General features: G+C 73.4%; 25 protein-coding genes. 14 read left to right on the top strand and 11 right to left on the bottom strand.

The features are described 5' to 3' along the window. The first annotated feature begins 41 nt into the window (after positions 1-41). Complete coding sequence (locus tag ACZ7OH_RS46660) at positions 42-500, top strand: hypothetical protein (protein ID WP_470286813.1); 459 nt, start codon at positions 42-44, stop codon at positions 498-500. On the opposite strand, the gene ACZ7OH_RS46655 is transcribed toward ACZ7OH_RS46660, so the two are convergent. After that, entirely contained in the window at positions 497-1,456 is a 960-nt protein-coding gene (locus ACZ7OH_RS46655) for a threonine ammonia-lyase (protein ID WP_470286812.1), read from the bottom strand. The genes ACZ7OH_RS46660 and ACZ7OH_RS46655 overlap by 4 nt on opposite strands. A gap of 10 nt (positions 1,457-1,466) precedes the next feature. Next, on the bottom strand, positions 1,467-2,666 hold the full coding sequence (locus tag ACZ7OH_RS46650; RefSeq protein ID WP_470286811.1) for an MFS transporter: 1,200 nt from the start codon (positions 2,664-2,666) through the stop codon (positions 1,467-1,469). 90 nt (positions 2,667-2,756) lie between these two features. On the opposite strand from ACZ7OH_RS46650, the gene ACZ7OH_RS46645 reads away from it, so the two are divergent. Further along, positions 2,757-3,455 (top strand): ArsR/SmtB family transcription factor, encoded by a 699-nt coding sequence (locus ACZ7OH_RS46645; RefSeq protein WP_470286823.1) that lies wholly within the window; start codon positions 2,757-2,759, stop codon positions 3,453-3,455. 111 nt (positions 3,456-3,566) lie between these two features. Further along, positions 3,567-5,072, top strand: a complete 1,506-nt coding sequence (locus ACZ7OH_RS46640) for a DUF2235 domain-containing protein (protein ID WP_470286810.1) — start codon at positions 3,567-3,569, stop codon at positions 5,070-5,072. An 8-nt stretch (positions 5,073-5,080) separates the two neighbouring features. On the opposite strand, the gene ACZ7OH_RS46635 is transcribed toward ACZ7OH_RS46640, so the two are convergent. Then, on the bottom strand, positions 5,081-5,854 hold the full coding sequence (locus ACZ7OH_RS46635; RefSeq protein ID WP_470286809.1) for an NmrA family NAD(P)-binding protein: 774 nt from the start codon (positions 5,852-5,854) through the stop codon (positions 5,081-5,083). An 80-nt stretch (positions 5,855-5,934) separates the two neighbouring features. Here ACZ7OH_RS46635 and ACZ7OH_RS46630 point away from each other — a divergent pair, with 80 nt between their 5' ends. After that, the gene (locus ACZ7OH_RS46630) at positions 5,935-6,861 is read left to right on the top strand and encodes an AraC family transcriptional regulator (RefSeq protein WP_470286808.1); all 927 of its coding nucleotides are present in this window, start codon (positions 5,935-5,937) and stop codon (positions 6,859-6,861) included. Here the strand turns inward: ACZ7OH_RS46630 and ACZ7OH_RS46625 are convergent. Beyond that, positions 6,851-8,863 carry a phosphocholine-specific phospholipase C gene (locus ACZ7OH_RS46625; protein WP_470286807.1) on the bottom strand — a complete coding sequence of 671 codons (2,013 nt, stop codon included), beginning with the start codon at positions 8,861-8,863 and terminating at the stop codon, positions 6,851-6,853. The two genes, ACZ7OH_RS46630 and ACZ7OH_RS46625, sit on opposite strands and share 11 nt — an antisense overlap. 148 nt (positions 8,864-9,011) lie before the next feature. On the opposite strand from ACZ7OH_RS46625, the gene ACZ7OH_RS46620 reads away from it, so the two are divergent. After that, positions 9,012-9,539 carry a MarR family winged helix-turn-helix transcriptional regulator gene (locus tag ACZ7OH_RS46620; protein ID WP_470286806.1) on the top strand — a complete coding sequence of 176 codons (528 nt, stop codon included), beginning with the start codon at positions 9,012-9,014 and terminating at the stop codon, positions 9,537-9,539. Then, positions 9,536-9,898 carry a nuclear transport factor 2-like protein gene (locus ACZ7OH_RS46615; RefSeq protein WP_470286805.1) on the top strand — a complete coding sequence of 121 codons (363 nt, stop codon included), beginning with the start codon at positions 9,536-9,538 and terminating at the stop codon, positions 9,896-9,898. The genes ACZ7OH_RS46620 and ACZ7OH_RS46615 overlap by 4 nt, the downstream gene beginning before the upstream one ends. Before the next feature lie 106 nt (positions 9,899-10,004). On the opposite strand, the gene ACZ7OH_RS46610 is transcribed toward ACZ7OH_RS46615, so the two are convergent. After that, the gene (locus ACZ7OH_RS46610) at positions 10,005-11,015 is read right to left on the bottom strand and encodes a DUF5914 domain-containing protein (protein WP_470286804.1); all 1,011 of its coding nucleotides are present in this window, start codon (positions 11,013-11,015) and stop codon (positions 10,005-10,007) included. A 181-nt stretch (positions 11,016-11,196) separates the two neighbouring features. Here ACZ7OH_RS46610 and ACZ7OH_RS46605 point away from each other — a divergent pair, with 181 nt between their 5' ends. Genes ACZ7OH_RS46605 through ACZ7OH_RS46575 form a run of 7 tightly spaced genes read left to right on the top strand, consistent with a single transcriptional unit; the run spans position 11,197 to position 17,549 of the window. Next, positions 11,197-12,279: a polyprenyl synthetase family protein gene (locus ACZ7OH_RS46605; RefSeq protein ID WP_470286803.1), complete on the top strand. Its 1,083-nt coding sequence runs from the start codon at positions 11,197-11,199 to the stop codon at positions 12,277-12,279. Continuing rightward, on the top strand, positions 12,276-13,748 hold the full coding sequence (gene crtI, locus ACZ7OH_RS46600) for a phytoene desaturase family protein (protein ID WP_470286802.1): 1,473 nt from the start codon (positions 12,276-12,278) through the stop codon (positions 13,746-13,748). The genes ACZ7OH_RS46605 and crtI overlap by 4 nt, the downstream gene beginning before the upstream one ends. Next, the gene (locus ACZ7OH_RS46595; RefSeq protein ID WP_470286801.1) at positions 13,745-14,689 is read left to right on the top strand and encodes a phytoene/squalene synthase family protein; all 945 of its coding nucleotides are present in this window, start codon (positions 13,745-13,747) and stop codon (positions 14,687-14,689) included. Before crtI ends, ACZ7OH_RS46595 begins: the two co-directional genes overlap by 4 nt. A 1-nt stretch (position 14,690) precedes the next feature. After that, entirely contained in the window at positions 14,691-15,047 is a 357-nt protein-coding gene (locus ACZ7OH_RS46590; protein WP_470286800.1) for a lycopene cyclase domain-containing protein, read from the top strand. Next, entirely contained in the window at positions 15,047-15,364 is a 318-nt protein-coding gene (locus ACZ7OH_RS46585) for a lycopene cyclase domain-containing protein (RefSeq protein WP_400891752.1), read from the top strand. The genes ACZ7OH_RS46590 and ACZ7OH_RS46585 overlap by 1 nt, the downstream gene beginning before the upstream one ends. Next, positions 15,361-16,068: a class I SAM-dependent methyltransferase gene (locus ACZ7OH_RS46580; protein ID WP_470286799.1), complete on the top strand. Its 708-nt coding sequence runs from the start codon at positions 15,361-15,363 to the stop codon at positions 16,066-16,068. Before ACZ7OH_RS46585 ends, ACZ7OH_RS46580 begins: the two co-directional genes overlap by 4 nt. Further along, positions 16,065-17,549, top strand: coding sequence for an FAD-dependent oxidoreductase (locus ACZ7OH_RS46575; protein WP_470286798.1), 1,485 nt, complete (start codon positions 16,065-16,067; stop codon positions 17,547-17,549). The genes ACZ7OH_RS46580 and ACZ7OH_RS46575 overlap by 4 nt, the downstream gene beginning before the upstream one ends. 172 nt (positions 17,550-17,721) lie before the next feature. Here ACZ7OH_RS46575 and ACZ7OH_RS46570 read toward each other — a convergent pair whose 3' ends face one another. Then, positions 17,722-18,444: a TetR/AcrR family transcriptional regulator gene (locus ACZ7OH_RS46570; RefSeq protein WP_470286797.1), complete on the bottom strand. Its 723-nt coding sequence runs from the start codon at positions 18,442-18,444 to the stop codon at positions 17,722-17,724. Between the two features lie 75 nt (positions 18,445-18,519). On the opposite strand from ACZ7OH_RS46570, the gene ACZ7OH_RS46565 reads away from it, so the two are divergent. Then, complete coding sequence (locus tag ACZ7OH_RS46565; RefSeq protein WP_470286796.1) at positions 18,520-19,500, top strand: FAD-dependent oxidoreductase; 981 nt, start codon at positions 18,520-18,522, stop codon at positions 19,498-19,500. 152 nt (positions 19,501-19,652) lie between these two features. Here the strand turns inward: ACZ7OH_RS46565 and ACZ7OH_RS46560 are convergent, their stop codons facing one another. The 5 genes from ACZ7OH_RS46560 to ACZ7OH_RS46540 form a co-directional block, all read right to left on the bottom strand. Next, positions 19,653-20,165, bottom strand: coding sequence for an RDD family protein (locus ACZ7OH_RS46560; RefSeq protein WP_470286795.1), 513 nt, complete (start codon positions 20,163-20,165; stop codon positions 19,653-19,655). A 50-nt stretch (positions 20,166-20,215) separates the two neighbouring features. After that, positions 20,216-20,866, bottom strand: coding sequence for a response regulator (locus tag ACZ7OH_RS46555; RefSeq protein WP_470286794.1), 651 nt, complete (start codon positions 20,864-20,866; stop codon positions 20,216-20,218). Continuing rightward, positions 20,866-22,053 (bottom strand): sensor histidine kinase, encoded by a 1,188-nt coding sequence (locus ACZ7OH_RS46550; RefSeq protein ID WP_470286793.1) that lies wholly within the window; start codon positions 22,051-22,053, stop codon positions 20,866-20,868. The genes ACZ7OH_RS46555 and ACZ7OH_RS46550 overlap by 1 nt, the downstream gene beginning before the upstream one ends. A 25-nt stretch (positions 22,054-22,078) precedes the next feature. Further along, positions 22,079-22,525, bottom strand: a complete 447-nt coding sequence (locus ACZ7OH_RS46545) for a hypothetical protein (protein ID WP_470286792.1) — start codon at positions 22,523-22,525, stop codon at positions 22,079-22,081. A 105-nt stretch (positions 22,526-22,630) separates the two neighbouring features. Further along, positions 22,631-25,396, bottom strand: a complete 2,766-nt coding sequence (locus tag ACZ7OH_RS46540; RefSeq protein WP_470286791.1) for a ricin-type beta-trefoil lectin domain protein — start codon at positions 25,394-25,396, stop codon at positions 22,631-22,633. Between the last annotated feature and the right edge of the window lie 145 nt (positions 25,397-25,541).

The raw sequence follows: 25,541 nt of genomic DNA, 5'->3' as shown, positions 1-25,541 counted from the left end.
GCCACGCCGGACCGCCGTTGTCGTTCGGCTACACACCGGAAATGGCGAAGCAGTCGTTCCGCGCCTGCCACCCGAAAGCCCCGGTCGCCCGGTGGCTGCCGGCCGGGATCTACGTGGTGCTCGGGATCCTCGCGCTGGCCGAAGCTCTCCAGGGCGCGGAGCCGGCCCCGGTCGGGCTCGCCGTCGGCGTCGTGGTCCTGCTGCTCGGCCTCGGCTGGCCGGTCTTCTACGCGCGGCGCGTCGCCCGGGCGCTGCGGCCCTTCGCCGAGCCCGGGACCACCCGGCTCGAGCTGACCGACGCGGGGTACGCGGCCGAGGCTCCCGGGCGGGCGATCAGCCGGCTGTGGCCGACGTTCAAGAGCGCCGCGCTGGTGCGGGGGTTCTGGGTGCTGCGGACGGAGTCCGAGGGCACGCTCGCGTTCCCGGCGAGCGTGCTCGACGCCGCGCAGAACGAAGTGTTCCGCGCGGTCATGCGGGAAAAGGGTCTGCTGAAGCGTTAACTGCGGAGCCAGCCGCGGTAGGCGGCCAGGTCGACGTTGCTCCCGCAGACGATGGTGGCCACGTGCCGCCCGGCGAAGCGGTCGCGGTCTTCGAGGACCGCCGCCAGGCCGAGGGCCGCCGACGGCTCGACGACGAGACCCGCCTGCTCCAGGAACAGCCGCAGCCCGGCGATGATCGACGTCTCCCGCACCAGGACTGCGTCGTCGGCGACCTGCAGCAGGTCGTCGAGGACCTCCGGGATGGGGAAGCGGCCCGCGACGCCGTCGGCGATCGTGTCGGCCGAATCCGTGGTGACGACACGGCGTTCGCGCCACGACCGAGCCATCGCCGGCGCGCGTTCGGGCTGGATCGCGATCACTTCGGTGCCGGGGGCGAGAGATTTCAGGACGTGGCCGACGCCGGTCGCGAGCGCGCCGCCGCCGAGGGCGACGAGGACGGCGTCGAACGGGCCGGCGTCGGCCAGTTCGAGGCCGATCGTCGCCGCGCCTTCGCAGGTCTCGACGTCCAGGCTGTCCTCGACGAGCCGGACGCCCCGCTCCCGCGCCAGGTCCGCCGCACGGGAGCGGGCCGCCTCGAAGTCACCGTCCACCAGCTCCAAGCGGGCGCCGAACGCCCGGATGCGCTCGAGCTTCGCCGTGGGCGCGAACCGCGACGCCACGACGGTCACGTCGATCCCGCGGGGCCGTCCGGACAGGGCGAGGGCCTGCCCGAGGTTGCCGGCACTGGCGCACACGGCGGCGCGCTCACCGCGTTCGGCGAGACCGTGCGTGACGAGCTCGGTGCCGCGGCCTTTGAAGCTGCGGACGGGGTTGGCGGTTTCGAGCTTGACGCTGACCCCGCAGCCGAGTTCGCGTTCGAGGGGTTCGCAGCGGTAGAGCGGGCTGTCGAGGAAGACCGGATCGATCACCCGGCGGGCGGCCCGGATCCGGTCGAGGTCGAGGCGCGTGTCCGGCACAGTTTCGAGCCTAGTCGCGGAAATGAAGCCTGCCGACCGACGCGGGTTCCCGGGTCCGGAGCGCCCAGCGGGTCAGCCGCGGGAGGGGCGCGACGGCGACCAGGAACACCAGCGCGACGAGCACCCATCCCAGCGCGCCGAGGCCGCCGACCGCGAGGGTGAACACGCCGGGCCCGACCATCTGGACCGTCGCTGTGGCCGCTTCGCTCGCCCCTTGGTACGCCCCCTTCGCCTCCTCGCGCATGAGCCGCACCGACAGTCCCCAGTTCGCGGCCACGTAGCTCAGCTCGCCGACGACGTGCAGCACCGCGGCCAGGACGACGACCGTCACCGCGCCCGCTCCCCCGCCGCCGGCGGTCGTCGCCAGGAGCAGGCAGCTCGCAGCCAGGACCACCCCGGACACCACCGCCGTCCGGGCCGCCTGGCGCGCCGTGCGGCCAAAGCGGGCGAACGGGACCTGGAACACCGCGATGCCCACCGAGCTGAGCACGACCACGACCCCGCCGAGCCCCAGCGGCAGCCGCGTCGAGCCGGACAGCCACAGCGGCAACCCGGCCGACAGCATCGCCCAGCACAGGGACAGCACCGCCGTCACGCCGGCGACGCACAGGTACGGCCGGTCGCGCAGCACCTCCCGGGCGCCCGGGCGCCGGGCCGGGCGCTCTGAAGGTGCGGGCACCAGCAGCGTCGCGCCGGCCAGGACCAGGAAGCTCAGCACGTTGCCCACGATGGCCAGGGTGTACGCCCACTTCGCGTCGGCGGTCAGGACGAGCGCCCCGAGGCCGGCGCCGGCGGCGTACCCGACGTGCTGGGCGACCCGCTGCTGCGCCAGCGCGCGCAGCCGGTGCGCCGGGTCGGCGACCAGGCCGGTGACCAGCGCCGTCCGGATCGCGGTCCCGCCGGTGGCCAGCGCGGTGAAGGGCACCGTCACGGCCAGGAACGAGACCGGGCCGTCGACCACCAGGTAGCCGCCCATCGCGGCGGCGCGCACCAGGGTCACCGCCACCAGCACCGCCCGGGGACCGGCGCGGTCGGCGAACGCGCCCAGCGGCACCGCGGCGGCCATGCCCACGGCGCTCGCCACGGCCATGCCCGCGCCCACCGTCACCACCGGCAGCCCGAGGATCCGGGTGAAGTAGAGCGCCCAGATCGTGAACCACAGGCCGTCGCCGAGCGCGGAGACGCCGCGGCCCCACAGGAGACTTCTCATGCACCCACCCTTCACGAGAGCCTGAATGGTAAGCACGGCAATCACCGTTCAGCAACCCGTGAACGATGCTAGGATTCCGGCGTGCGCGGAATGGTCGAACCGGAAAGCGCGGTCCAGGCCGCGATCGTCGGGCTGACGCGGGAGCTGTCGGATCCCGTGCGGCTCACGGCGTTGCAGCTGCTCGCGGCCGAAGGCCCGCACACGATGGTGCAGCTGGCCGACGCGCTGGGCGTCACCGCGCCGCGGCTGGGCAACCACCTGGCACGGCTGCGGGAGGCCGGGCTGGTGACGGTCGAGCACTCCGGGCGCCACGCGCTGTACCGCGTCGGCCGCGACGACCTCCTGCCGGTGCTCACCGCGCTCGCCCGCTACGGCGGCAACGACTCGGTGACGCCCCCGCGCCCGGCAGAGTCCACTGTGGACATCGCGCACACGTGCTACGACCACGCGGCCGGCCGGCTCGGCGTGGCCGTGTTCGCCATGCTGGTCGACCGCGGCGCGCTGCGGCCCCCGGACGGCTCGGCGGCCGACCTGGCGCTGGGCAGTGACGCCTCGGCGTTCCACGACCTCGGCGTCGACCCGGCCACGGTGAACCCCGGCCGCCGGCGCTGGGCGACGGCGTGCCTCGACCGGACCAACCGCGTCCCCCACCTCGGCGGCGCCCTCGGCGGGCGGGTCCTGGACGCGCTCCTCGACGCGGAGCTCGTCCGGCGCGGGGACGCCGACCGCGAGCTCGTCGTCACCCCGCTCGGCCGCCGGAAACTCGGAGCGCTGCTGCCCGGCTTCTGAGCCCGCCGTATCCGGCGGGCCCCGTTCCGCCTCCTACAGACCTCGGGACTGTAACCGCGGGCGAGATCGATGCGACTCCCAAGCATCCCGAGTGGAGCGAAGGTGAACCGGATGAGCGAGCCGAGCCGCGCGCGGCGGCACCTGGTCGTCTGCTGCGACGGCACGTGGAACACGCCGGACCAGCAGCAACAGGGCCAGCCGGCCCCGTCGAACGTCGCGCGGATCCACCACGTGGTGGCCGAGCGCGACAACCAGCTGCGGTACTACCACCCCGGCGTCGGGACCGGGCCCGGCCTGCTCGACCACCTCGAAGGCGGGCTGGTCGGCAAAGGACTGTCCGAAAACATCAAGAGCGCCTACGGCTGGCTCGCCCGCACCTACGAGCCCGGCGACGCGATCCACCTGTTCGGGTTCAGCCGCGGGGCGTTCACCGTCCGCAGCCTCTCCGGCATGCTCAAGCGCTGCGGCCTGCCCGCGACGCTCAAGGACGCGGATTCGACGAAGTTCTGGGCCGAGGTCGACCGGCTCTTCGCCGACGTCTACCGGGCCGGGGCCGGCGAGGCGGCCTCACCGGTCCCGATCGAGTTCCTCGGGGTCTGGGACACCGTCGGCTCGCTCGGCATCCCGGACTGGCTCGGCCCGCTGAAGCTCGTCGAGGACCACGTCGGGCACCTCCCCCGGTTCCACGACACCAAGCTCGGCGAGCACGTCCGGCACGCCCGTCAGGCGCTCGCGATCGACGAGATGCGCGGCCCGTTCATGCCGACTCTGTGGTCCGAGGTGGCCGAGGACCGCGACGTCGCGCAGGTCTGGTTCCCGGGCGACCACTGCGACGTCGGCGGCGGCCACGACCGCACCGGCCTCTCCGACGCCGCACTCCGGTGGATGATCGACCAGTGCCAAGCCGCCGTTCCGGATCTCGTCTTCGACAAGGCGATGTACGAGCAGATCACGCCGGACGCCCAGGACGTGCTGCACAACTCGCTCCACAGCGTCTACACGGTCCTGTGCCCGGCGCCGCGGGCGTTCCCGTTCATCACCGCGGAGTCCCCCGACGTCGCTCAGTCCACTGTGGACCGGCAGACGGCACCGCCGATCACGACCGGCCCGTACCGCCCGGGAAAGCGGCTGGAGGTCGGCGGCTCCGCGACCGTCGACGTCTACGCGGGGAAACCGTGGAACTGGACGGGCCTCTACCTCGAGCCCGGCGACTACGCGTTCAGCGCCGAAGGGAGCTGGCTGAACGGGAAGGTCGCGCACCACCCCGACGGCACCGAAACCGACGCCCGCCTGGACCTCCAGGACGTCCTGCACGCCCTGGCCACGACGTCCTCCTGGCTCCAGACCCAGCTGGCGCGGCTGAACCACGCCGACGCCCGCTCGTTCGGCGGCCGCCGCTGCGAGGACGCGAAGTGGATGGCCCTGATCGGCGCGGTGGCGGCCCCGAACCTCGACGCCCACGACGTCCAGCAGCCGTACGACGCCATCCCGATCGGCGGCGGGGTGAAGCGGTGGACCAACAGGAAACCGGGCTACTTCTACGCCTACGCCAACGACAGCTGGCTGGGGTATTCGAGCAACCGGGGTTCGCTCAGGCTGACCGTCACGCGGCTCTGACCGTCCCTTCAGGTCCAGGTGGTCGCGGCGACGAACTGCTCGAACGTCCGGGGCGGCCGGCCGAGCGCGCGTTCGACGCCGTCGCGGAGGTCGGCACCCCGGCCTTCGCGCAGGTCCGCGAGCAAACCGGTGAGCAGCCGCGCCACCGGCGACGGGACGCCGAGGGAGATCTGCCGCTCGATGAATGCCTCAGGCTCGACGTCGACGTACTCGATCTCCCGGCCGGCGGCCCGTGAGATGAGCTCGACCGCCTCGCCGAACCCGACCGCCCGCGGGCCGGTCAGCTCGTAGACCTCGCCGTGGTGCCGGTCGCCGGTCAGTGCCGCCGCAGCGACGTCGGCGATGTCCTCCGCGTCGACGAAGGGGGCACCGCCGTCGCCGGCCGGCAGGCTCAGCACGCCATCGCGGACTCCCGGCGCCCACGGGCCTTCGCTGAAGTTCTGCGCGAACCACTGCGGACGCAGGATGGTCCAGCCCACACCCGAGCCGCGGACGGCCTGTTCGGCGGCGTGCAGCGGATGTCCCTCCTCCCCCGCCCGCGGGGCGGACAACAGGACCAGCCGGGACGCACCCGCGGCGACCGCGTCGGCGATGAAACGCGGCAGTCGCGCGGCCTGCAGGTCGGGTTCAACCAGGTAGACGGCTGTGACGCCGGCCAGCGACCAGGTGGCCGGGTCGCCGAGGTCGAACCCGCCGGCCCGGGAGGCGATCCGGGCGTTGCCGACTCGCTGGGCGACACGACGGCCGGTCTTGCCGGTGCCGCCGAGGATCAAAGTGGTCATGCCTCCAGGCAACCGCGAACTGGCAAGACGATCCATGGGAAAACGTCGATGATTCCTTTGTGATCGTCTACGGTCGGGTCATGGACGTGCTGAGCGACCTGCTGCACCGGGCCCGCGCCGCGGACGCGCTCGTCCGGCAGCTGATCCAGCGGCCGCCGTGGTCGATGACCTTCGCCGACCCCCCGGCGCTCACGCTCGTCGCCACCCTGGGCGGGCACGCGTTCGTCAGCCTCCGCGACGCCGAACCCGTCCGCCTCGCCGCCGGCGACATCGCCCTGGTTTCGGCCGCCGGCCACACGATCGCGGACGACCCGGCCACCGCACCCCAGGTCGTGATCCGGGGCGCGAAGAAGTACCCGCTCACCGCCGACGTGAGCCCGCGGGCGCCGCGCACCTACGGCGACGGCGCACCCGGCGCGACGACGATGCTGCGCGGTGCCTACGAACTCCACGGCGCCGCCGCCGAGCGGCTCCTGGGCACGCTCCCGCCGCTGGCGGTCGTGCCCGCCGGCCCCCGGACGCAGGCGGCGCTCGACCTCCTGGCCGGCGAGGTCGCCCGCGACGAACCGGGCCAGGACGCGGTGCTCCGCCGATTGCTGGACCTGGTCCTCGTGCTGGCGCTGCGCGCGTGGTGCGCGGCGACGGACACGCCGCCGGCCTGGTACCGCGCACTCGACGACGAGAGCGTCGGGGAGGCGCTGCGCCTGCTGCACGCCGAGCCCGCGCACCGGTGGACGGTCGCCTCGCTGGCCGCGCGAGTGGGGCTGTCGCGGGCCGCGTTCGCCGCGCGCTTCGCCCACCTCGTCGGCGAGCCGCCGCTGACCTACCTCACCGGCTGGCGGATGACGCTCGCCGCGGATCTGTTGCGCGACACCGAAGACACCGTCACCGCCGTCGCGAAGGCGGTCGGCTACGCAGACCCGTTCGCGTTCAGCGTGGCCTTCAAACGCCACCGCGGCGCCAGCCCGTCGGACTGGCGCCGCGGCCGGGTGGACGTCAGTCCGTGAGCGTGGCCGGGTCGCTGGTGCTCGGCCGGCCGTTCTCGAGGTGCCCCGCCAGGCGGCGCAGGAACTTCGGGTCGCGGTCCGAGGTCACCGAGACGTCGTACCAGTTGCCGCTGCGGTGGGTGTCGACGTGCTCGACGACCCGCGCGCCCGGCCGGAGCCGGCGCGTCGTCGAGCAGCGGCCGTACGCGTCCGCCACCGTCAGCTGCACGGTCGTGGTGCCGCTGTTGGTCAGGACCAGCGCGAAGTCGTCACCGTCCTGGTGAACGCTCACCTCCGGACCGGCGGTGCCGCCCCGGAACTGCCGCACGAACCCGTTGGGCCCGTAGGCGGTGTAGTCGTACGCCCCGGCGGCGGGCAACGCGGCCGCCAGCGACTTGCCGGCACCCACCGTGTACGTGCGCGGCTCGCCCGACGGCGTCACGACGTAGAACGCCGCCCCCGCGCGGCCGTGGTTGGCGAAGGTCACCGTCAGCTTGCCGTCCGCCAGCCGGGCGTCGGCCGCCAGGTCGTACGGGAGCGCCCGCGCCGGGCGCTGGCCGCGTTCCTGCTTGGGCAGCACGTTGTGCGCCGGGACGGCGGGCACGTAGTCCGGGTGCCGCTTGCGGTCCGGCGGCTCGTAGCCGGCGGTGTCCGGCAGCGCGGGCACCCGGGCGTCGGTGCGCGCGAAGTCGAACGCCGAGGTCAGGTCGCCGCAGACCGACCGGCGCCACGGCGTGATGTTCGGCTCCTGGACCCCGAAGCGGCGTTCGATGAACCGGATGATCGAGGTGTGGTCGAACGTCTCCGAGCAGACGTAGCCGCCCTTGCTCCACGGCGAGACCACGAGCATCGGGACGCGCTGGCCGAGCCCGTACGGACCGGCCGGGTGCGCCGCCGAGCCCGCGAAGATCTCACCCGTCGTGTCCACAGTGGACTGCCCGGCCGACGCGTACGGCGGGACGACGTGGTCGAAGAAGCCGTCGTTCTCGTCGTAGGTGATGAGCAGCGCGGTCTTGCTCCACACGTCCGGGTTCGCGGTCAGCGCGTCGAGCACCTGCGCGATGTACCAGGCGCCGTAGTTCACCGGCCAGTTCGGGTGCTCGCAGAACGCCTCGGGCGCGGTGATCCACGAGACCTGCGGCAGCTTCCCGGCCTTGACGTCGGCGCGCAGCTGGTCGAAGTAGCCTTCGCCGGCCTTGGCGTTCGTGCCGGTGCGGGCCTTGTCGTACAGCGGGTCGCCGGGCTTGGCGTCGCGGTAGGAGTTGAAGTACAGCAACGAGTTGTCGCCGTAGTTGCCGCGGTAGGCGTCGTCGATCCAGCCCCAGCCACCGGCGGCGTCGAGGCCGTCGCCGATGTCCTGGTAGATCTTCCACGAGACGCCGGCCCGCTCGAGCCGCTCGGGGTAGGTCGTCCAGGAGTAGCCCTTTTCGTCGTTGCCGAGGACCGGGCCGCCGCCCTGGCCGTCGTTGCCCGTGTACCCGGTCCACATGTAGTAGCGGTTCGGGTCGGTCGAGCCCATGAACGAGCAGTGGTAGGCGTCGCAGACGGTGAACGCGTCGGCCAGCGCGTAGTGGAACGGGATGTCCTCGCGCGTCAGGTACGCCATCGTGGTCGAGCCCTTGGCGGGCACCCACTTGTCGTACTTGCCGCCGTTCCACGCCGCGTGCGTGTCGTTCCAGCCGTGGGGCAGGTCCTGGATGAACTGCAGGCCCAGGTTGTCCGCTTCGGGGCGGAAGGGGTAGATGTCGCGCTTGCCGTCGGACTGCGCCCACACCGGCTTGCCGTTCGAAAGGGTCGCCGGCCGCGGGTCGCCGAAGCCGCGTACGCCGCGCATCGTGCCGAAGTAGTGGTCGAACGACCGGTTCTCCTGCATGAGGACCACGATGTGTTCGACGTCCCGAAGGGTGCCGGTGCGGTGGGCGGCGGGGATTTCGGCCGCGCGCGCGATGCTCGTCGAGAGCGCGGAAAGGGCGGCGGTGCCGCCGGCCAGCTGCAGGAAACGCCGTCGGTTGACGTCCGTCATGGGGACTCCGGGGGTGTGGGGGTGAAGAGCCGGGTCATTGTGCGTAGGGCTACGAGAACCTGTGCCGGGCCCGAGGCTAACTCCGGGCGAAACTCCGGTAAACGGCTTGACGCAGATACAGAAGTACGTACTAATGTAGTGTTTCACAATGAACGACTTCTCGAATGACCCCGACGACTCCCTGTACTCCCCCGACGTCCGAAGCGCGCTCGCCGGCTTCACCCGCGGCGAGGACACCGGCGCGCTCGAAGCGGCGGCCGCCGTCCGCGCGGCCGCGCGCAGCCTGGACCAGCTGCGCTCGCACGGCACCGACAGCCGCGGCCTCAGCTCCGGCGCGCTCGACATCCTGATCCGGCTCAGCGCGGCGGAGGCGAACGTCAAGGACCTCGCCGCGTCGGCCGGGGTCAGCTCGCGGAACGTGACGGGCCTGGTCGACACGCTGGAACGGGCCGGGCACGCGCGAAGGGTCCCGGACCCCCGCGACCGCCGGTCGGTCCTGGTCCGCATCACCGACGAGGGCCGGAGGTGGCTCGAGGAGTTCCGGCGGCCGTCGCAGCTGGCGATGGCGGCGTTGTTCCGCGGGTTCACGGAAGAGGAAACGACCCGGCTGCGCCACCTCTGCCTGCGGCTGGTGGAGAACCAGCAGCACCTCGCCCGGCACCTGGAGAACCGATGACCACTCGCGACACCGTCCAGGCCTACTCCCGCGCCCGCTTCGCCGGCGACGTCACGGCGGCGGCCGGGCAGCTCGCCGGCACGTTCACCTTCCGCAGCCCGCTGATCAGCTCCGACGACGCCCGCGGCCACCTCGCCGGCCTCGGCGGGTTCGTCAGCGTGATCACCGGCGTGGACATGCTCAGCGAGCTGTACGGCGAGTCGGAGGCGACGCTCGTCTACGACGTGCACACGGCGACGCCGGTCGGCACCCAGCGCACCGCCGAGCACTTCCGGCTCGAGGACGGGAAGATCACGGCGATCACGCTGATCTTCGACGCCACCCCGTGGCACCCGATCATGGCGGCGGCCGGGATGTGACAGCGGCGCCCGCCCGACTGCCCGGATCATGGAGGTCACGGGCTGAGCTCGAACACGGGCGGGGCACCGCCGCGAGCCGTGTACCCGGGCTCGCCGGGCACAAACGTCAGCCCGCGCGCAACGCGTAGCGGCGTTCGGCGTAGGCGAGGTCGTCCCGCCACAAGCGGGCCGCCGTGTGGCGCATCAACGGGCGGATCGCCGGTGCCAGCTTCGCCGCCACCGCGAAGCCCGGCCGCTCGGAAGCGGCGATCGTCGCCTCGATGACCGCCGTGCGCGGGCGGCCGTCGGGGCCCGGGCCGAGCGGGGTCGCGTGCGTCTCCACCACGCTGTCCAGCCCCTCGCCCTCGACGATGCGCATCACCACCGTGCGCGGCTCGGGGCACGTGAACTCCGCCAGCACCGGCACGCCCCAGCGGCCCGCCAGCCGGAACGTCACCTCCACCAGGAACCGGTCGTCGGCGTCGGGCACGTCGATCCCCTGCGGCGCTTCGAGCACCCGCAGGCGGCTGAACGAATACGGGTGGAACCACGCGCCGTGCCACGGGTCGAGGCGGTTGGCCACCACGTCCTCGGGTTCGCACGTCCCGGTCAGCGTCGCGACGGCGTCGATGCGGGACGGCCCCGCCGGGCGGGCCGGCACCACCGGCGAGTCCGACGGCTGCTCGCCGCCCAGGCTGTCCAGACGCGCCCAGACGAGCACGCCGTCGTCGTGCGCCGGCACCGGGGACCACGTCCCGCACCGGGAGCCGTCGATCCGCAGGCCGTGCCAGCGGCAGACCAGGCCGCCACCGTCGACCCGCGCGTCGGCCAGCGGCGCGCCGAGGTGCGGGCACGCGCCGGGGCCGATCCGGACGTCCCCCTCCGGTCCGCGCCACGCGACCAGCTCGCGGCCGCCGACGGTGACGCCGAACGGCCGGTCCGCGCGCACCTGCCGGCTCGCCGCGACGACGAACCAGTTGCCCGACGGGCGGGCCGAAGCGCGCTTACCCGCCGCCTCGATCACGGCGGGCGAGCAGTCTCGGTAGGTCGGTTCCTGCTTCGCCCAGCGCGGTTCCGCGAACGGCTGGACGGGCCATCGCCGCGGCCACCGCGCGGCGATCCGGCGGCTGACGTTCATCGGTCCATCGTGGCCGATCCGCATCGGGCTCGCAACGTCACCGAATTCGGCTGCCCAGCGAGCGCAAACGCGTTTGTCACGGTAAAACCGGGGTACCAGCCAGGCGATCCGGCGTGCCCCTCGATGCTCGCCGACTGGGTGCATCGTTTTTGCATCGCAAGACGGCGAGAGAGGAGCCCGGATGACCGCGACCTCCACGGCCGCCGGACCGGCGGCGTGGCTCGACGCGCTGCGCCGGCGCTGCGGGACCGACGTCCACGCCTTCGTCACCGAGCGGGTGCGCGAGCACTTCACCGGGCGGGCGGCGGACACCCCCGCCGCCCGCGCGCTGCCGGAGTTCGTCACCGGCGGCAAGTTCCTCCGCCCGATGTTCGCCTACACCGGCTGGCGCTGCGGCGGCCCCGAAGACGCCGCGGCCCTGCGCGCCGCGGCCAGCCTGGAGCTCCTGCACTGCTTCGCGCTGGCCCAGGACGACGTCATGGACGGCTCGGCCCGGCGCCGCGGCCGCCCGTCGCTGCACGTCCGGTTCGCGCGCTGGCACGAGGAACAGGGGCTGAGCGGCTCGGCGGCCCGGTTCGGCGAGTCGGCCGCGGTGCTCATGGGCGACCTGTTCCTCGTCTGGTCCGAACAGCTGCTGCGGGAAAGCGGTCTCGACGCCGGCGCCCTCGCCCGCGGTCGGCCCAGCTACGACCTGCTGCGGTCCGAACTGGCCGTCGGCCAGCTCGGCGACCTGGTGAACGACGCCCGCACGCTGCCGTCCTGGGCCGACGTCCTCGACGTCATCCGCCGCAAGTCCGGCAACTACACCGTCCGCCGCCCCCTGGAGTTCGGCGCGGCCCTGGCCGGCTGTCCCGAAGACGTCGTCACGGCACTCGGCACCTACGGCGGCCTGCTGGGCGAGGCGTTCCAGTTCCGCGACGACCTGCTGGGCGTGTTCGGCGACCCGGCGGTCACCGGCAAACCCGCGGGCGACGACCTGCGCGAGCGCAAGGCGTCCAGCGTCGTCGTGCTCGCCCGCGACCTGGCCGACCGCCGTCAGCGCACCGAGCTGAGCGAGCTCCTCGCCCTGGAGGAGGTCGACGACGCCGCCGTCACCGCGTGGCGCGCGCTGATCACGGCGACCGGCGCCCGCGACCAGCTCGAGAAGTTCATCGACGAGCGCGTCCGGCGCGCCTTGGAGGCGATCGACCTGGTCACCTTGCCGCGGCAGCCCGCTTCCGCGCTCACGGTCCTGGCGAACCGCTGCACCGAGCGCGTCCGATGAGGACGGTCACCGGGCGCACCGACCACGTCGTGGTGGTCGGGGCCGGCCTCGCCGGGCTGTCCGCCGCGCTGCACCTGGCGGGCCGGGGCCGGAAGGTCACCGTCGTCGAACGCGATCCCGGCCCCGGCGGCCGCGCCGGCCGGGTCGAGACCGGCGGCTACCACCTCGACACCGGGCCGACGGTGCTGACCATGCCGTCGATCCTCGCCGGCGCGTTCGCCGCCGCCGGCGCGGAACTGGCCGACCACCTGCGGCTCACGCGGCTCGACCCGGCCTACACCGCCCGGTTCGCCGACGGGTCCGTCCTGCCGGTGCACTCCGACGCCGACCGGATGACCGACGCCGTCCGCGAGTTCGCCGGGCCGGACGAAGCCGCCGGGTACCGCCGGCTGCGCGCCTGGCTGACCCGGCTGTACGCGGCGGAGTTCGACCGGTTCGTCGCGAGCAACATCGACTCGCCGCTCGGCCTGCTGTCGACGGACCTCGCCCGGCTCGTCGCGCTCGGCGGGTTCCGGCGCCTGGACCGGCGGATCGGCGCGTTCCTGCGCGACGAACGCCTCAAGCGCGTCTTCACCTTCCAGGCGCTCTACGCCGGTGAGTCGCCGATGCGGGCGCTCGCACTGTACGCGGTCATCTCCTACATGGACACCGTCGGCGGCGTGTACTTCCCCGAAGGCGGGATGGCGGCGGTGCCCCGGGCCATGGCCCGCGTCGCGGAAGGGGCCGGCGTGCGGTTCCGGTTCGGCGAACCGGTCCTGGCGCTCGAACGCCGGGGCGCGCGGGTCACCGCCGTCCGGACGTCCGAGGGCCGGCTCCCGTGCGACGCCGTGGTGCTGACGACGGAACCGCACGAGTCCTACCGCCTGCTGGGCCGCGCGCCGCGCCGCCCGGTCCCGCTGCGCCCGGCGCCGTCGGCGCTGGTGCTGCACACCGGCGGTGCCGGGGACTGGCCGGTCGGGCACCACACGATCTCCTTCGGCCGCGACTGGGCGTCGACCTTCCGCGAGCTCATCACCGACGGCAGTCGGATGAGCGACCCGTCCCTGCTGATCACCCGCCCGACGGCGACCGACCCCGGGCTGGCGCCGCCCGGACGGCAGCTGTTCTCGATCCTGGCGCCGGTCCCGAACCTCGAGCGCGGACCGCGCGACTGGGACGGCGAAGCCGAGCCGTACGCCAAGGAGATCCTCGACCACGTCCGCGCCGATCTGCTGCCCGGCTTCGAACCGGAGGCGTGGCACGTCATCGGGCCGGCCGACTGGGCGCGCCGCGGGATGGTCGCGGGGACGCCGTTCAGCTACGCGCACTCGTTCGTCCAAACCGGACCGTTCCGGCCGCGGAACCTGCCGCCGGGCACGGAGAACGTCGTGCTCGCGGGCGGCGGGACCGTGCCGGGGGTCGGCGTCCCGACCGTGCTGCTCTCCGGCCGGCTCGCCGCCGACCGGGTCACCGGGGAAGGAGCGGGATGACCCGCCGCGAGCTGGACGCCGCCGGCATCACCGGGTCCGGGCTGCGCGAGGCCTACCGGTACTGCCGGGAGCTCAACGCCCGGCACGGCCGCACCTACTTCCTCGCCACGCGCATGCTCGCGCCCGCGCAGCGGCCCGCCGTCCACGCGCTCTACGGGTTCGCCCGGCGCCTCGACGACCTCGTCGACGAGCCCGAGCCCGGCGCCACCCCGGACTCGATCGCCGCGACCCTGCTCGACGTCGAAGACGGGTTCCTGAAGGAGCTCGCCGCCGGGACGAGCGACGACCCGCTGCGCGCCGCCGTCATCGACACCGCGACCCGGTACGCCATCCCCGAGCCGCACTTCCGCGCGTTCTTCGCCTCGATGCGGATGGACCTGACCGTGACCGGCTACCCGAGCCGCGTCGCGCTCGACGAGTACGTGCACGGCTCGGCCGAGGTGATCGGGCTGCAGGTGCTGCCGATCCTCGGCACGGTCGTCCCCCGGGACGAGGCCGGGCCGCGGGCCGCCGCGCTGGGCAAGGCGTTCCAGCTGACCAACTTCCTGCGCGATGTCGCCGAGGACTTCGAGCGCGGCCGGGTCTACCTGCCGGCCGACGAGCTGGCCGCGGCCGGCGTCGACCGCGACCGGATCGGCTGGTGCGTCCGGACGCGCCGGCTCGACGCGGCGGTCCGGCGGGCGCTGGCCGAGCAGGTCGCGGCCACCCGCCGCGTCTACACCTACGCGCGGCCGGGCATCGCCATGCTGCACCCGGCGTCACAGCCGTGCGTGCGGACCGCGTACATCCTTTACGGAGGGATCCTGGACCGCATCGAAGCCTTGGGCTACAACGTGTTCGCCGGGCGGGCCCGCGTGCCGCGGTACCGGCGGCTGGCCGCGGCCGGCGACGCGCTCGTCCGGGCGCAGTGGGCGCGGCGCCGCCACCCGGCGGTGACGTGACGTGGGCCGCTGGGAATACCTGGTCGTGCTCGGCGCGTGCGTGCTGGTGACGTTGCCGCTGGAGCTGGCCGGCGCCCGCGCGTGGCGCAGGCCGCGGCAGCTCGCGCGCGCGGTGCTGCCGGTGGCGGCGGTGTTCCTCGTGTGGGACGTGCTGGCCATCGCGGCCGGCGTCTGGGACTTCGACCCGGCGTTCGTCACCGGGCTGCGAGTGCCGTTCGGCGTTCCGCTGGAAGAGGTGCTGTTCTTCGTCGTGATCCCGGTTTGCGGAGTGCTGACCTACGAAGCCGTCGACCTCACCGGGCAGCTGCTGCGCCGGCTCGCCCGGCCGATCGCCGACCGGCGGCGGGTGCGGCGCTGATGCCCTGGGGTTACACGGTTCCCGCCCTCGCCGCCGTCCTCGCGGTCGTCGCGGCGGAGGTCTTCCTCCTGCGCACCGGGCTGTTCCGGCGGACCACGTACTGGGTCACGATGGTGATCGTCATCGCCTTCCAGATCCCAGTGGACGGGTGGCTGACCAAGCTGTCGGCGCCGATCGTCCGCTACTCCCCCGCGGGCATCACCGGCTGGCGGTTCCCGTGGGACATCCCGGTGGAGGACTTCCTGTTCGGCTACGCCCTCGTCACCGCGGTCCTGCTCCTGTGGGAACGCGGCAAGTCGCGAAAGGACAGTGCATGAAAGGCAACGGCCTGCCCCGCGCCGAAGTGCCGGCCGCGTTCGACGCGGGCGCGGCGGCCTACGACCGGCTCGTCGGGCTCAACCCGGGCTACCACCGCGACCTGCGGCTTTCGGCGCGGCGGCTCGTCCGGCCGGGGCACCAGGGGCTGCGGATCCTCGACGCGGGCTGCGGCACGGGCGCGTCGACGGCCGCGCTGCTGGCGATCGCCCCGGACGCGCGCGTCACCGCGATCGACGCGTCGGGCGCGATGCTGGCGCAGGCGCGCGCGAAGTCCTGGCCGACCACAGTGGAGTTCCGGCACACACCAGTCGAGAAGCTGACCGGGGTGGCGGGGCCGTTCGACGCGATCCTCGCCGCGTACCTGCTGCGCAACGTCGACGACCCCGACGCCACCCTGCGGGCGTTGCGCGGCCTGCTGCGCCCGGGCGGGCAGCTGGCGTTGCACGAGTACTCCGTGCGCGACTCCCGCCGCGCGCGCTGGGTGTGGAACGCGGTGTGCGGCACGATCGTCATCCCGCTGGGCCGGGTCACCACCGGCGACGCCACGCTCTACCGGCACCTGCGCCGCAGCGTCGTGGCCTTCGACGGCGTCACCGAGCTGTGCTCGCGCTTGTCGCGCGCGGGCTTCACCGACGTCCGCACCGGCACGATGCCGGGCTGGTCCCGCGGGATCGTCCACACGGTCCTGGGCACCGCGCCGTGATCGCGGGCCGCGACCGCCGGGCCGAGACCCACCCCGCACCCGGCGGGCTGCCCGACGCCGGGCGGCTCGGCCGCCGTCCGCGCGTGGCCGTGATCGGCGGCGGCATCGCCGGGCTCGCCGCGGCGACCGGGCTCGCCGAGCGCGGTGTCGAGGTGACGGTCTTCGAGCGCGAGAACCAACTGGGCGGGCGCGCGGGCGGCTGGCCCGAGCGGCTGCCGGACGGCACCGGAGTCACCATGAGCCGCGGGTTCCACGCGTTCTTCCGCCAGTACTACAACCTGCGGGCGCTGCTCACGCGCACCGACCCGGGCCTGGAGCGGCTCGTCGCGGTACCCGACTACCCGCTGGTCGACCCGCACGGCCGCACCGACACGTTCGCCGGCCTGCCGCTGACGCCGCCGTTGAACGCGCTGGCGTTCGCCTTGCGCAGCCCGACGTTCCGGGCGCGCGACCTGGTGCGGCTGGACGGGCGGCGGGCGCTGCCGCTGGCGACCGTCCGTGTCCCTCGCGTCTACGAGCAGCTGGACCACCTCGACGCGGCGTCGTTCCTCAGCGCGATCAACTTCCCCGCGGCGGCGCGGCACCTGGCGTTCGAGGTGTTCTCGCGCAGCTTCTTCGCCGACCCGAGCGAGCTCTCCGCGGCCGAGCTCGCGACGATGTTCCACCTGTACTTCCTGGGCTCCTCGGAGGGCCTGCTCTTCGACGTGCCGGCCGAGCCGTTCCCGCAGGCGCTGTGGAACCCGCTCGGCGACTACCTTTCCGGGCGCGGCGTGGACATCCGCCTCGGGACGGCCGTGCGCGAAGTCGTGCGGGAGGACGACGGGTTCTTCGTCGACGGGACCCGGTTCGACGCGGCCGTGCTCGCCTGCGACGTAGCGGGGCTGCGCCGGATCGTCGCGGCGTCGCCCGGACTGGGCACGCCGTCGTGGCGGGCGGCGGTCGCGGGGCTGCGCACGGCGCCGCCGTTCGTGGTCCGCCGGCTGTGGCTCGACCGGCCGGTGCGCGCCGACCGGCCGGCGTTCCTGGGGACGGGCGGGCTGCCGCCGCTGGACAACATCAGCGTCCTGAACCGTTACGAGGGCGAAGCGCGCCGCTGGGCCGCGCGCACGGGTGGCTCGGTCGTCGAGGTGCACGCGTACGCGTCGCCGGACGGCGCGGGCCTGGACGGGCGCCTGCACGAGCTGTACCCCGAGACGGCGGCGGCGCGGGTGCTCGGCGAGATCACGGTGACGCGGCAGGACTGCCCGCTGTTCCCGGTCGGCGGGTTCGCCACCCGGCCGGCCGTGGTGACCCCGGAGCCCGGTCTGGTCCTGGCGGGCGACGCCATCCGGGTCGACCTGCCGGTGGCCCTCATGGAACGGGCGGCGACGACCGGCTGGGCGGCGGCGAACGAGCTGCTGACCGGCTGGGGCGTGGCGGGGCACCCGCTGCGGTCGGTGCCGAACCGCGGCCGGCTGCGCCTGCTCGACCGCCTGGTTTGACTCAGCGCGCGCCACCGGAACGAGGTGCGCGGGATCCACGCCGTACTCGGGACAAGGGGCGTCCGCGGTCAGCGACCACCGGCAGGTCCGGCGGCCTTCTCCCGGCGGCGGCGCGCCGCGAAGTCCTTGCTCTGCGCCCGCCGGCTGGTCACACTGCCGGCCTGGTGATCACTCACCGGCCGAGGTTGCCGAGCATCAAGCCGACGGTGAACTCGAACCGGTCGTGTCCGGCGCCCGAGGTCAGCTCGGCGGCGTAGCGGCGGGTCTGCGGAAACGTGTCGGCCGGCAGGGCGGCGAACCGGCTCAGCAGCTCGTCCCGGCCGACGACCCATTCGTCGTCCGGGTGCTTCCGCCGCTGCCGGACCAGCGACTGCTCCCAGGCGTAGGCGCTGACGTAGAGGGACAGGGCGTCGAGGGCCCAAGCGGCGGTCTGCGGCTCGATCCCGCCGGCGAGCATGATCGCGAAGAGGCCTTCGCGCACGCGCAGCGCGTCGAGGTTGGTGGGGACCGTGCCCAGCGCGGCCCGCGAGACCCCCGGGTACTTCAGGTACTGGTCGCGGATCTGCGCGTACGCGTCGAGGATCTGCGTCCGCCACCTGGCCGGGTCCGGCTCGGGCAGCACCACCTCGGAACAGAGCCGGCCGACGAGCAGGTCGTCGATGTCGTCCTTGTTGACGATGTGCGCGTACAGCGACGACGGCCCGGTGCCGAGCACCGCGGCGACCCGGCGGATGGTCAGCGCGTCGTAGCCCTCGGTGGCCACGACCTGCAGGGCCGCGTCGGTGATCCGGTCGACCGTGATGGGCTTCTTGGCCGACGACGCGGCGGAGTCCCCCGCGGGCTGGGCGTGGCGGGCGGCTCGGCGTTGCCGGGGGTCGGTGGGCATGCCGGTCACTCTAGCTTGCGACGAACTTAGTTCGGGTGGTAGAACTTAGTTCGTAATGGACGAACTAAGTTCGTGAGGTGCGAGATGCGAGTATCCATCGCCGGAGCCGGCCTGGGAGGCCTGTGCCTGGCGCAAGGCCTGCGCGGGGCCGGGATCGAAGCCGAGGTGTACGAGCGGGACCCGGCGATCACCGCACGGTTCCAGGGCTACCGGCTCGTGCTGAACCCGGCCGGGTTCGCGGCGCTGCAAGGCTGTCTTCCGCAACGCTGGCACCCGCTGCTGGACGCGATCGTCGGTGACGCCTACGGCGAGCGGCTGGTGTTGGACCCGCGGCTGAACAAGATCGGCGAACTCGGCCCTGGCCGGACCGGGACCGTGGTCGACCGGCACGTGCTCCGCCACCTGCTGCTGACCGGGCTCACCGTGCACACCGGAGCCGCCCTGACCGCCTACGAAGTGCTGGACGACGGCAGGGTCGAAGCCCGGTTCGCCGACCGCGACCCGGCCGTCGCCGACCTGCTCGTCGGCGCGGACGGGATCGGTTCCCGGGTCCGCGCGGTGCTCTCCCCGCGGACCACGCCGACCGACACCGGCGTCCGGTTCGTCATCGGCCGCACGCCGCTGACCGAGCAGTTCGCCGGCCTGAGCCGGGCGTTCGGCTCGAAGATCGCCGGCGACGGCGTGAGCCTGCTGCTCGGCGCGATGCGCTTCCGCACCCCGCCGAAGGAAGCGGCCGAACGACTGGCGCCCGAGGTGACCCTCCCCGACGTCCGCGACTACGTGCGGTGGGCCATGATCCTGCCGCCCGCCGGATCGGCCGGCTCGTCGCCGCAGGACGCCGTGCTGTCCGAAATGGACGGCTGGCACCCGGACCTGCGCGCGCTCGTCGAGCAGTCCGATCCGGACAACAGCACCCTGCTGTCCATCCGGGTGGTCGAACCCGGCGAACGCTGGGCACCCGGCCCGGTCACGCTCCTCGGCGACGCCATCCACGCCCCTCCCCGACCGGCGGCAACGGCGCGAACACCGCCCTGCGCGACGCCGACCTGCTTCGCCGCTGCCTGACCGACGGCCGCCAGGACCTTCTCGGCGCGGTCGGCGACTACGAGCGGCAGATGTTCGAGTACGGCGCCGAAGCCGTCCGCGACAGCCTCGACGCGCTTCCCGCCTACGTCCCGCAACGGGAATCGGTCTGACACGCGGCGAGCACGGCCGTGCTACGCGCGCTCGGCGCGGACCACCAGCGTCCGCGCCACCAGGTCGCCGATCCGCTGCCGGCGCTTGGTCGCCACGATGCTGACCACGGCCACGAGTCCCAGCAGCAGCCCGTCGACCGTGAGGAGCACCCATCGGATCAGGTAGGCGCGCGCTTTGGGCTGCCCGCCGCGCAGGGTCTGCACCCGCAGGCCCATCACCAGCATCCCGGGCGTGATCCCGCCCCGGCGCACCGGAACCCAGATCTGGATGACGATGTCGCAGGCGTAGGTGACGGCGAGGAACGCGATCGCCGGCGCCCACAGGATGAGCTTCGGTGGCACGAAACCCCACCGCACCAACGGAATGGCGACCAGGCCGGCGCCGAGCGCGGCGAAAACCCCGATGCCGACGGCAAGAGCCCAGTCCAGTACCGCTTGGACCACCCTGCGCCCGGCCATCCCCCACCGCTCCGCCGGCTCACCCGCGCGGTCGGCGACGGGCGGTTCCGGGGCCGATCCGGGTGAAGTGGTCACCGCGCTGACAGCACACTCGGCGAGTCTTCCACATCGGTCAAGCACCGCCGTCAGCCGAGCAAACCGCGTTGCCACGCCCAGATCGCGATCTCCGTGCGGTTGCGGAGCCCGAGCTTGCGCTGCACGCTCCCCAGGTGCGTCTTGACCGTCGACAGCGACACGCGCAGGTCGTCGGCGATCTCCGCGTTGGTGCGGCCCCGCGCGACCGCGAGCACGACGTCGGACTCCCGGTCGGTCAGGAGAGCCGGCGTCCCCTCCGCGCGCCGCCGGGCTTTTTCGGTGAACCGGGCCACCAGGCGCACCGTCACCGACGGCGAGACCATCGCCTCGCCGTTGGCCGCGGCGCGCACCGCGTCGACCAGCACCCGCGGCCCGGCGTCCTTGAGCAGGAACCCGCAGGCGCCGCCGAGCAACGCGGCGTAGACGTTCTCGTCGGCGTCGTAGGTCGTCACCACCACCACCTTCAGCGGGTCGGCCACCGCCGGCCCGGCCAGCAGCTCGGTCGCCCGCAGGCCGTTCACCTTAGGCATCCGGATGTCCATCAGCGTCACGTCGGGCCGCAACCGCCGTGCCAGCCGGACCGCGGTCTCGCCGTCGGCGGCCTCGGCGACCACCTCGATGTCCGGGGCGGCGTCGAGCACCAGCCGGAAACCGGTGCGCACCATCACCTGGTCGTCGGCCACCAGCACCCGGATGGTCATCAGATCCCCCGCGGCAACGCGTCGAAGGGCGCGTCTTCCCCGCCGAGCGGCAGGCGGGCCGCGACCCGCCACCGCGAGCCCGCCTCGGGCCCCGCGGTCAGGGTGCCGCCCAGCATGGCCAGCCGCTCGGTCATGCCGATGATCCCGAACCCGCCGGGCGAGGGCAGCGGAATCGCGGGCACGCCGTCGTTCCGGATCTCCAGCGCCAGCTCGTCGGCCTCGACGCGGGCGGAGACCGCCACTTCGGTCGCCGCCGGCGCGTGCCGCCGGACGTTGGTCAGCGCCTCGGTCACGACGCGGTGGATCGTCGTGGCGAGCTGGGCCGGCACCGGCAGCTGGTCCAGCTCCTCGGCGATGTCCGCCCGCGCGAAGGAGCCGGTGGCCGCGCGCACCGCGTCGCCGAGGACGGCGCCGGCGGGCGGCGGCACGCCCTCGGTGTCCCGCAGCATGCCGACGAGCCGGCGCGCGGCGGCCAGCGCCGCGCTCCCGGCTTCCTCGATCTCGCGGTAGACCGCGGCGTGGTTGTCCTCATCGGCCTTGGCCTCGGTGATCGCGCGGGCGGCCTGCACGCGCACGACGATGCCGCTGACGTGGTGGGACACCAGGTCGTGCAGCTCCCTGGCCAGCTGCAGCCGTTCGTGGCCGCGCACCCGCTCCAGCGCGTCCCGCTCCCGGCCGTCCGCCGCGCGCAGGATGAGCCCGACCCCGAGGCAGGCGCCCCAGTACGCCGCGGCCGCCACGGCCAGCAACGCCGCCGCCCCGTCCGATCCGTAGCGCAGCAACGGCGCCGCGATCATCACGACACCCAGCGCCGGTGCCAGCGCGGCCGCGCGCCTCGGCTCGAGCTTGCGGCCGGCCGACGCGGCGAGCACCCCGGTCGCGACGATTTCGGCGATCGGCGGCTGGCTCCGCGCGCCGGTCATGCTCGGCACGGCGGTGCCGAGCACCGACAGCGCGGCGACGGCGCTCCCCAGGAGGCCGATGTGGCGGGGGAAGCGCCGCCGCAGCACCACCAGTACCGGGACAGCCGTGCCCGTCGAGGCCAGCCCGCCCAGCGGGACGGCCCAGCCGGCGCCGCCTCCGTGCGTGCGCAGAACCAGCAGCACATCGGCGACCATCGCCGCGGCGAGCACCACGATCTCGGTGCCGAGCATGCCGCGCCGGGCTCGGGCCCCCGTTCCGCGCATGGCTGTCATGATCCACCGGCCGGGATCACCCCGCGCGCCGGGCTCCGGCGATGTAGCGGTTGGACGGTGGCAGGTAGCTGACCACGGTCGCGACGACCGCGATGCCGCAGCTCGCGTAGCCGGCCCACGACGGTTCCGTCGTCAGCAGTGAAGCGGCCTGGAGCAGGGTGATCACGGTGAGCGTGACGCGGGCCCAGTTGCGCCCGGCCTTCAGCTTGAACGACAGCCACAGGTAGACGAGCGCGATGACCACGGCGATGGCGACCGGGACGGCCTGCGCGACCAGCGTGAGCCGGTCGAGCTGGTCCTGCGTCATCGACGGGTTGGTGCGGCGGAGCGCCGCCGCGATTTCGTCGCGCGCGCTCAGGATGAGCAGCGCGCCGGCGATCGCGGAGACCGTGGACACGAGGAAGCCGAAGAAGGCGGCGATGATCGTGCCGGGCGGGTTCGCCCGGACCGTTTCGGTAGTCATACCGGGAAGTTAGGTCCCGCCGCGGCCCGGCACCCGCTGAGCCGCGGCCGTCTCGTACTTTCGGCCGAGGGAACGCGGCGAGCACTCCCCGTACGACTTGCCCGCTCAGCCGCGGGACCACTGCTGGTTCGCCGCGCCGGTGCAGGGCCAGATCACGAACGGCGTGCCGTCGGCCGTGCCGTGGCCCTGCACGTCGAGGCACTTGCCGGACCCGACGTTGACGACCGCGCCACCGGACTGGACCCGCCATTGCTGCGTGGCGGCGCCGGTGCAGCCGTGGATCTGCACCGCCGTGCCGTCGGCCGTCGCACCGCCGGCGGTCTCGAGGCACTTGGTGTCGAAGACCTTGAGCTGGTTCGTCGCCGTCGAGGTCCACGCCTGGTTGCTGCCGTTGTTGCACCCCCACAGCGCCGGTACCGTGCCATCGGCCTGGTTCGCCGCCGGGACGTCGGCGCACTTGCCCGACTCCGCGGACTTGAGGATGCCGTCGGTGTCGCCGCGGGCCCACTTCTGGTTGGCGGCCCCGGAGCAGTCCCAGAGCACCAGTGCGGTGCCGGGTGCCGTACCGTGCGCGCTCGCGTCGAGGCACCGGCCCGATCCGGCGTTGACGACCGAGCCGTCGGCGCCGACCGTCCACCGCTGCGGCGCGGAGTTGTCGCAGTCGTCGATCCGGACGGGTGCCCCGTTGGCCGCACCGCCGGCCAGGCACTTGGTGCCGTAGACGGTCAGCTGCCCGGCCGGGGTCGCGGTCCAGCTCTGGTTGGCGCCGCCGGTGCAGTCCCACAGGGCGACGGCGGTGCCGTTGGCCTGGCTCGCCGCCGGAACGTCGGCGCACAGCCCGGACTCCCGGCCTTTGAGGATGCCGCCGAAGTCGCCGTCGGCGTTCGGGGTGACGGAGACGTTGTCGAAGAGGTTCGTCTGGTAGCCGACGACACCCAGCCCGACGAGCCCGGTGGTGAACGCCGTGTCGGTGACCGCGCCGAGCACGACGCCGTCGACGCTCGCGGTGATCCGGTTGCCGCTGAACCCGAGCTTGACCGTGTGCCACGTGTTCAAGCCCAGCGCCGCACGGGAACCGGAGGCGAGGGTGGTGAGCACGCCACCGCTGCTGTTCTTGGCGATCGACCACGCGCCCGTGTCGGCGACGCGCAGCTGGTAGGCGGCTTGGTGGCTCTGCGGCCGGTTCTGCGGGCCGGCTCGCCCGAGCAGGGTCACCGTGCCGGCCTGCTGCATGTCGAGGTCGGCGCTGACGGTGTAGTTGCTCCAGTGCGGGTCGCCGGCGAGGGTGAAGGCGTCGCTGTCGTCCTGCCACTCGATCGGCCGGACCGGGGCGACCTGCTGCAGGCACTGCCCGCCGCGTCCGGCGGCGCAGGGGCGGACCTCGAACGAGCCCTGCATGTCGGAGAAGTACCTGGCGGCGCTGTGCGTGGGGTAGCCGTCGAAGGTCTCGGAGTAGGGCAGGCTCAGCGTTCCCGCCGCGGGACCGGTCGCGGTGCCCTTGCCCTGCCCGGTGGTCGTGGTGACCGTGTAGATCCGGTTCGGCTGCAGGGTCAGCGAGTACTTCCCCGCCGACGGGACGACGTCGGCCTGCTTCACGAAGTAGTCGGCGGCGTTCGAGGACCCGAGGTCGGTGGACCAGACGTGCACCGTGCCGCCGCTGAGGTTTCCGGAGACGGTGACGTCGACCGTCTGCGCGGCCGTCGCGCTGGTCGTTTCGTAGATGGTCGAGTAGTCGGTGCCGTTGACGGGTTTCAGGGAGATGTAGCTGCCTCCCGCGCGGTTCCCGCCGAGGTAGCCGCTCGCCGAACCGGTGAGGAACTTCCAGCCGGGCTGGGTGAACTGGGCCACCTGCGCGTTGGCCCACAGGTTCTTCCCGAGCTGGTAGGCGCCGGACCACGGCGTGTTCGCGGTGGCGAGACCGACCGTGCTGTAGGGCAGGTTCGTGTACAGGGCAGCGATGAGGGGCCAGTTCATAAAGCCGGTCATCTGGCCGTCGAGGTAGCCCCGGGTGATCGTGCGGATGTACGCGGCCGAGCCGGAATTGAAGTCCTGCGAGCCGAACTCGCTGGCCCACAGCGGTTTCCCGGTGGCGACGGCGTTCGCGGACGACGCGCAGGTGGTCGCCTCCGAGAGGTAGCCGCACGGGTAGTGGGAGCCGACGACGCCGACGGCCGCGTCGAACCGGCTGTCGGAGAGCATGTCGTCGGCGGTGTTCCAGCCGGTGTCGTCGCCGACGATCTGCACGGCGCTGTAGCCGCGGGCGTTGAGTGCCGAACGCAGGTTCTCGTACCAGGTCTTGTCGTGCCCGCGTTCGTTCCAGCCGCCGAGGTAGCCGATGGTCAGCCCGTGCTGCTTGGCGCAGTCCAGCCAGGAGATGTCGTAGTCGATCATGTCCTGGGACCAGAAGTTCCCGCCACCGACCCAGCCCGGCGCCGCCCACGGCAGCGCCACCAGCTTGATCGCCGGGTTGCGGGCGACCGCCTGTTCGCCGAGCCAGAACTCGTAGCCGGCGTCGCAGTTGATCTCACCGCGCACGTGCTGGTGGCTCGGCTCGGCACCGTCGGTGGAGTTCGCGTCCCCGCCGATCTCGAGCTTGAGCAGCTGCACCGCGGCGCCGTAACCCGGTTTGAACAGGTAGTCGAGGATCTGGGCCCGTTGCGCGGGCGGGTAGTCGATCAGCAACCGCGAATTCCCGCCCCCGCCGCTGATGGCGCCGACGCCGTCGAAGGTGCGCCCGGTGCTGCCGCCGTCGACGGCGATCGTGGTGGTGGCCGCGGACGCGGGCGTCGCGATCGCTCCGAGCGACGCGGCGGCGAGCAGAGCTGCCGGGAACAGGAGGAAAAGCCGGCGGGGTAGCGTGCCGCGGCGCATGGGAGGTCTCCTTCGGGCTCAGCAGGAAGGGCACTCGGAGTCGGACATCCGCGTTACCAGCACAGTGCCCGGCCCGACGTGGAGTCAAGGGCCGCCGGCGATCATGTCTCGTGATTGGTCCGGTCCAGTGGCTCGGGCTGAGCCT

Source organism: Amycolatopsis sp. NPDC114478, from assembly GCF_055633805.1.
This window is presented reverse-complemented; position numbering and strand designations above follow the sequence as displayed.

Excerpts from the sequence above, each read along its gene's own strand:
- ACZ7OH_RS46660 (WP_470286813.1), top strand. The coding sequence starts at position 42 with ATGGCGAAGCAGTCGTTCCGCGCCTGCCACCCGAAAGCCCCGGTCGCC.
- ACZ7OH_RS46650 (WP_470286811.1), bottom strand. The coding sequence starts at position 2,666 with ATGAGAAGTCTCCTGTGGGGCCGCGGCGTCTCCGCGCTCGGCGACGGC.
- ACZ7OH_RS46645 (WP_470286823.1), top strand. The coding sequence starts at position 2,757 with ATGGTCGAACCGGAAAGCGCGGTCCAGGCCGCGATCGTCGGGCTGACG.
- ACZ7OH_RS46640 (WP_470286810.1), top strand. The coding sequence starts at position 3,567 with ATGAGCGAGCCGAGCCGCGCGCGGCGGCACCTGGTCGTCTGCTGCGAC.
- ACZ7OH_RS46635 (WP_470286809.1), bottom strand. The coding sequence starts at position 5,854 with ATGACCACTTTGATCCTCGGCGGCACCGGCAAGACCGGCCGTCGTGTC.
- ACZ7OH_RS46630 (WP_470286808.1), top strand. The coding sequence starts at position 5,935 with ATGGACGTGCTGAGCGACCTGCTGCACCGGGCCCGCGCCGCGGACGCG.
- ACZ7OH_RS46625 (WP_470286807.1), bottom strand. The coding sequence starts at position 8,863 with ATGACGGACGTCAACCGACGGCGTTTCCTGCAGCTGGCCGGCGGCACC.
- ACZ7OH_RS46620 (WP_470286806.1), top strand. The coding sequence starts at position 9,012 with ATGAACGACTTCTCGAATGACCCCGACGACTCCCTGTACTCCCCCGAC.
- ACZ7OH_RS46615 (WP_470286805.1), top strand. The coding sequence starts at position 9,536 with ATGACCACTCGCGACACCGTCCAGGCCTACTCCCGCGCCCGCTTCGCC.
- ACZ7OH_RS46610 (WP_470286804.1), bottom strand. The coding sequence starts at position 11,015 with ATGAACGTCAGCCGCCGGATCGCCGCGCGGTGGCCGCGGCGATGGCCC.
- ACZ7OH_RS46605 (WP_470286803.1), top strand. The coding sequence starts at position 11,197 with ATGACCGCGACCTCCACGGCCGCCGGACCGGCGGCGTGGCTCGACGCG.
- crtI (WP_470286802.1), top strand. The coding sequence starts at position 12,276 with ATGAGGACGGTCACCGGGCGCACCGACCACGTCGTGGTGGTCGGGGCC.
- ACZ7OH_RS46595 (WP_470286801.1), top strand. The coding sequence starts at position 13,745 with ATGACCCGCCGCGAGCTGGACGCCGCCGGCATCACCGGGTCCGGGCTG.
- ACZ7OH_RS46585 (WP_400891752.1), top strand. The coding sequence starts at position 15,047 with ATGCCCTGGGGTTACACGGTTCCCGCCCTCGCCGCCGTCCTCGCGGTC.
- ACZ7OH_RS46580 (WP_470286799.1), top strand. The coding sequence starts at position 15,361 with ATGAAAGGCAACGGCCTGCCCCGCGCCGAAGTGCCGGCCGCGTTCGAC.
- ACZ7OH_RS46565 (WP_470286796.1), top strand. The coding sequence starts at position 18,520 with ATGCGAGTATCCATCGCCGGAGCCGGCCTGGGAGGCCTGTGCCTGGCG.
- ACZ7OH_RS46555 (WP_470286794.1), bottom strand. The coding sequence starts at position 20,866 with ATGACCATCCGGGTGCTGGTGGCCGACGACCAGGTGATGGTGCGCACC.
- ACZ7OH_RS46550 (WP_470286793.1), bottom strand. The coding sequence starts at position 22,053 with ATGCGCGGAACGGGGGCCCGAGCCCGGCGCGGCATGCTCGGCACCGAG.
- ACZ7OH_RS46545 (WP_470286792.1), bottom strand. The coding sequence starts at position 22,525 with ATGACTACCGAAACGGTCCGGGCGAACCCGCCCGGCACGATCATCGCC.
- ACZ7OH_RS46540 (WP_470286791.1), bottom strand. The coding sequence starts at position 25,396 with ATGCGCCGCGGCACGCTACCCCGCCGGCTTTTCCTCCTGTTCCCGGCA.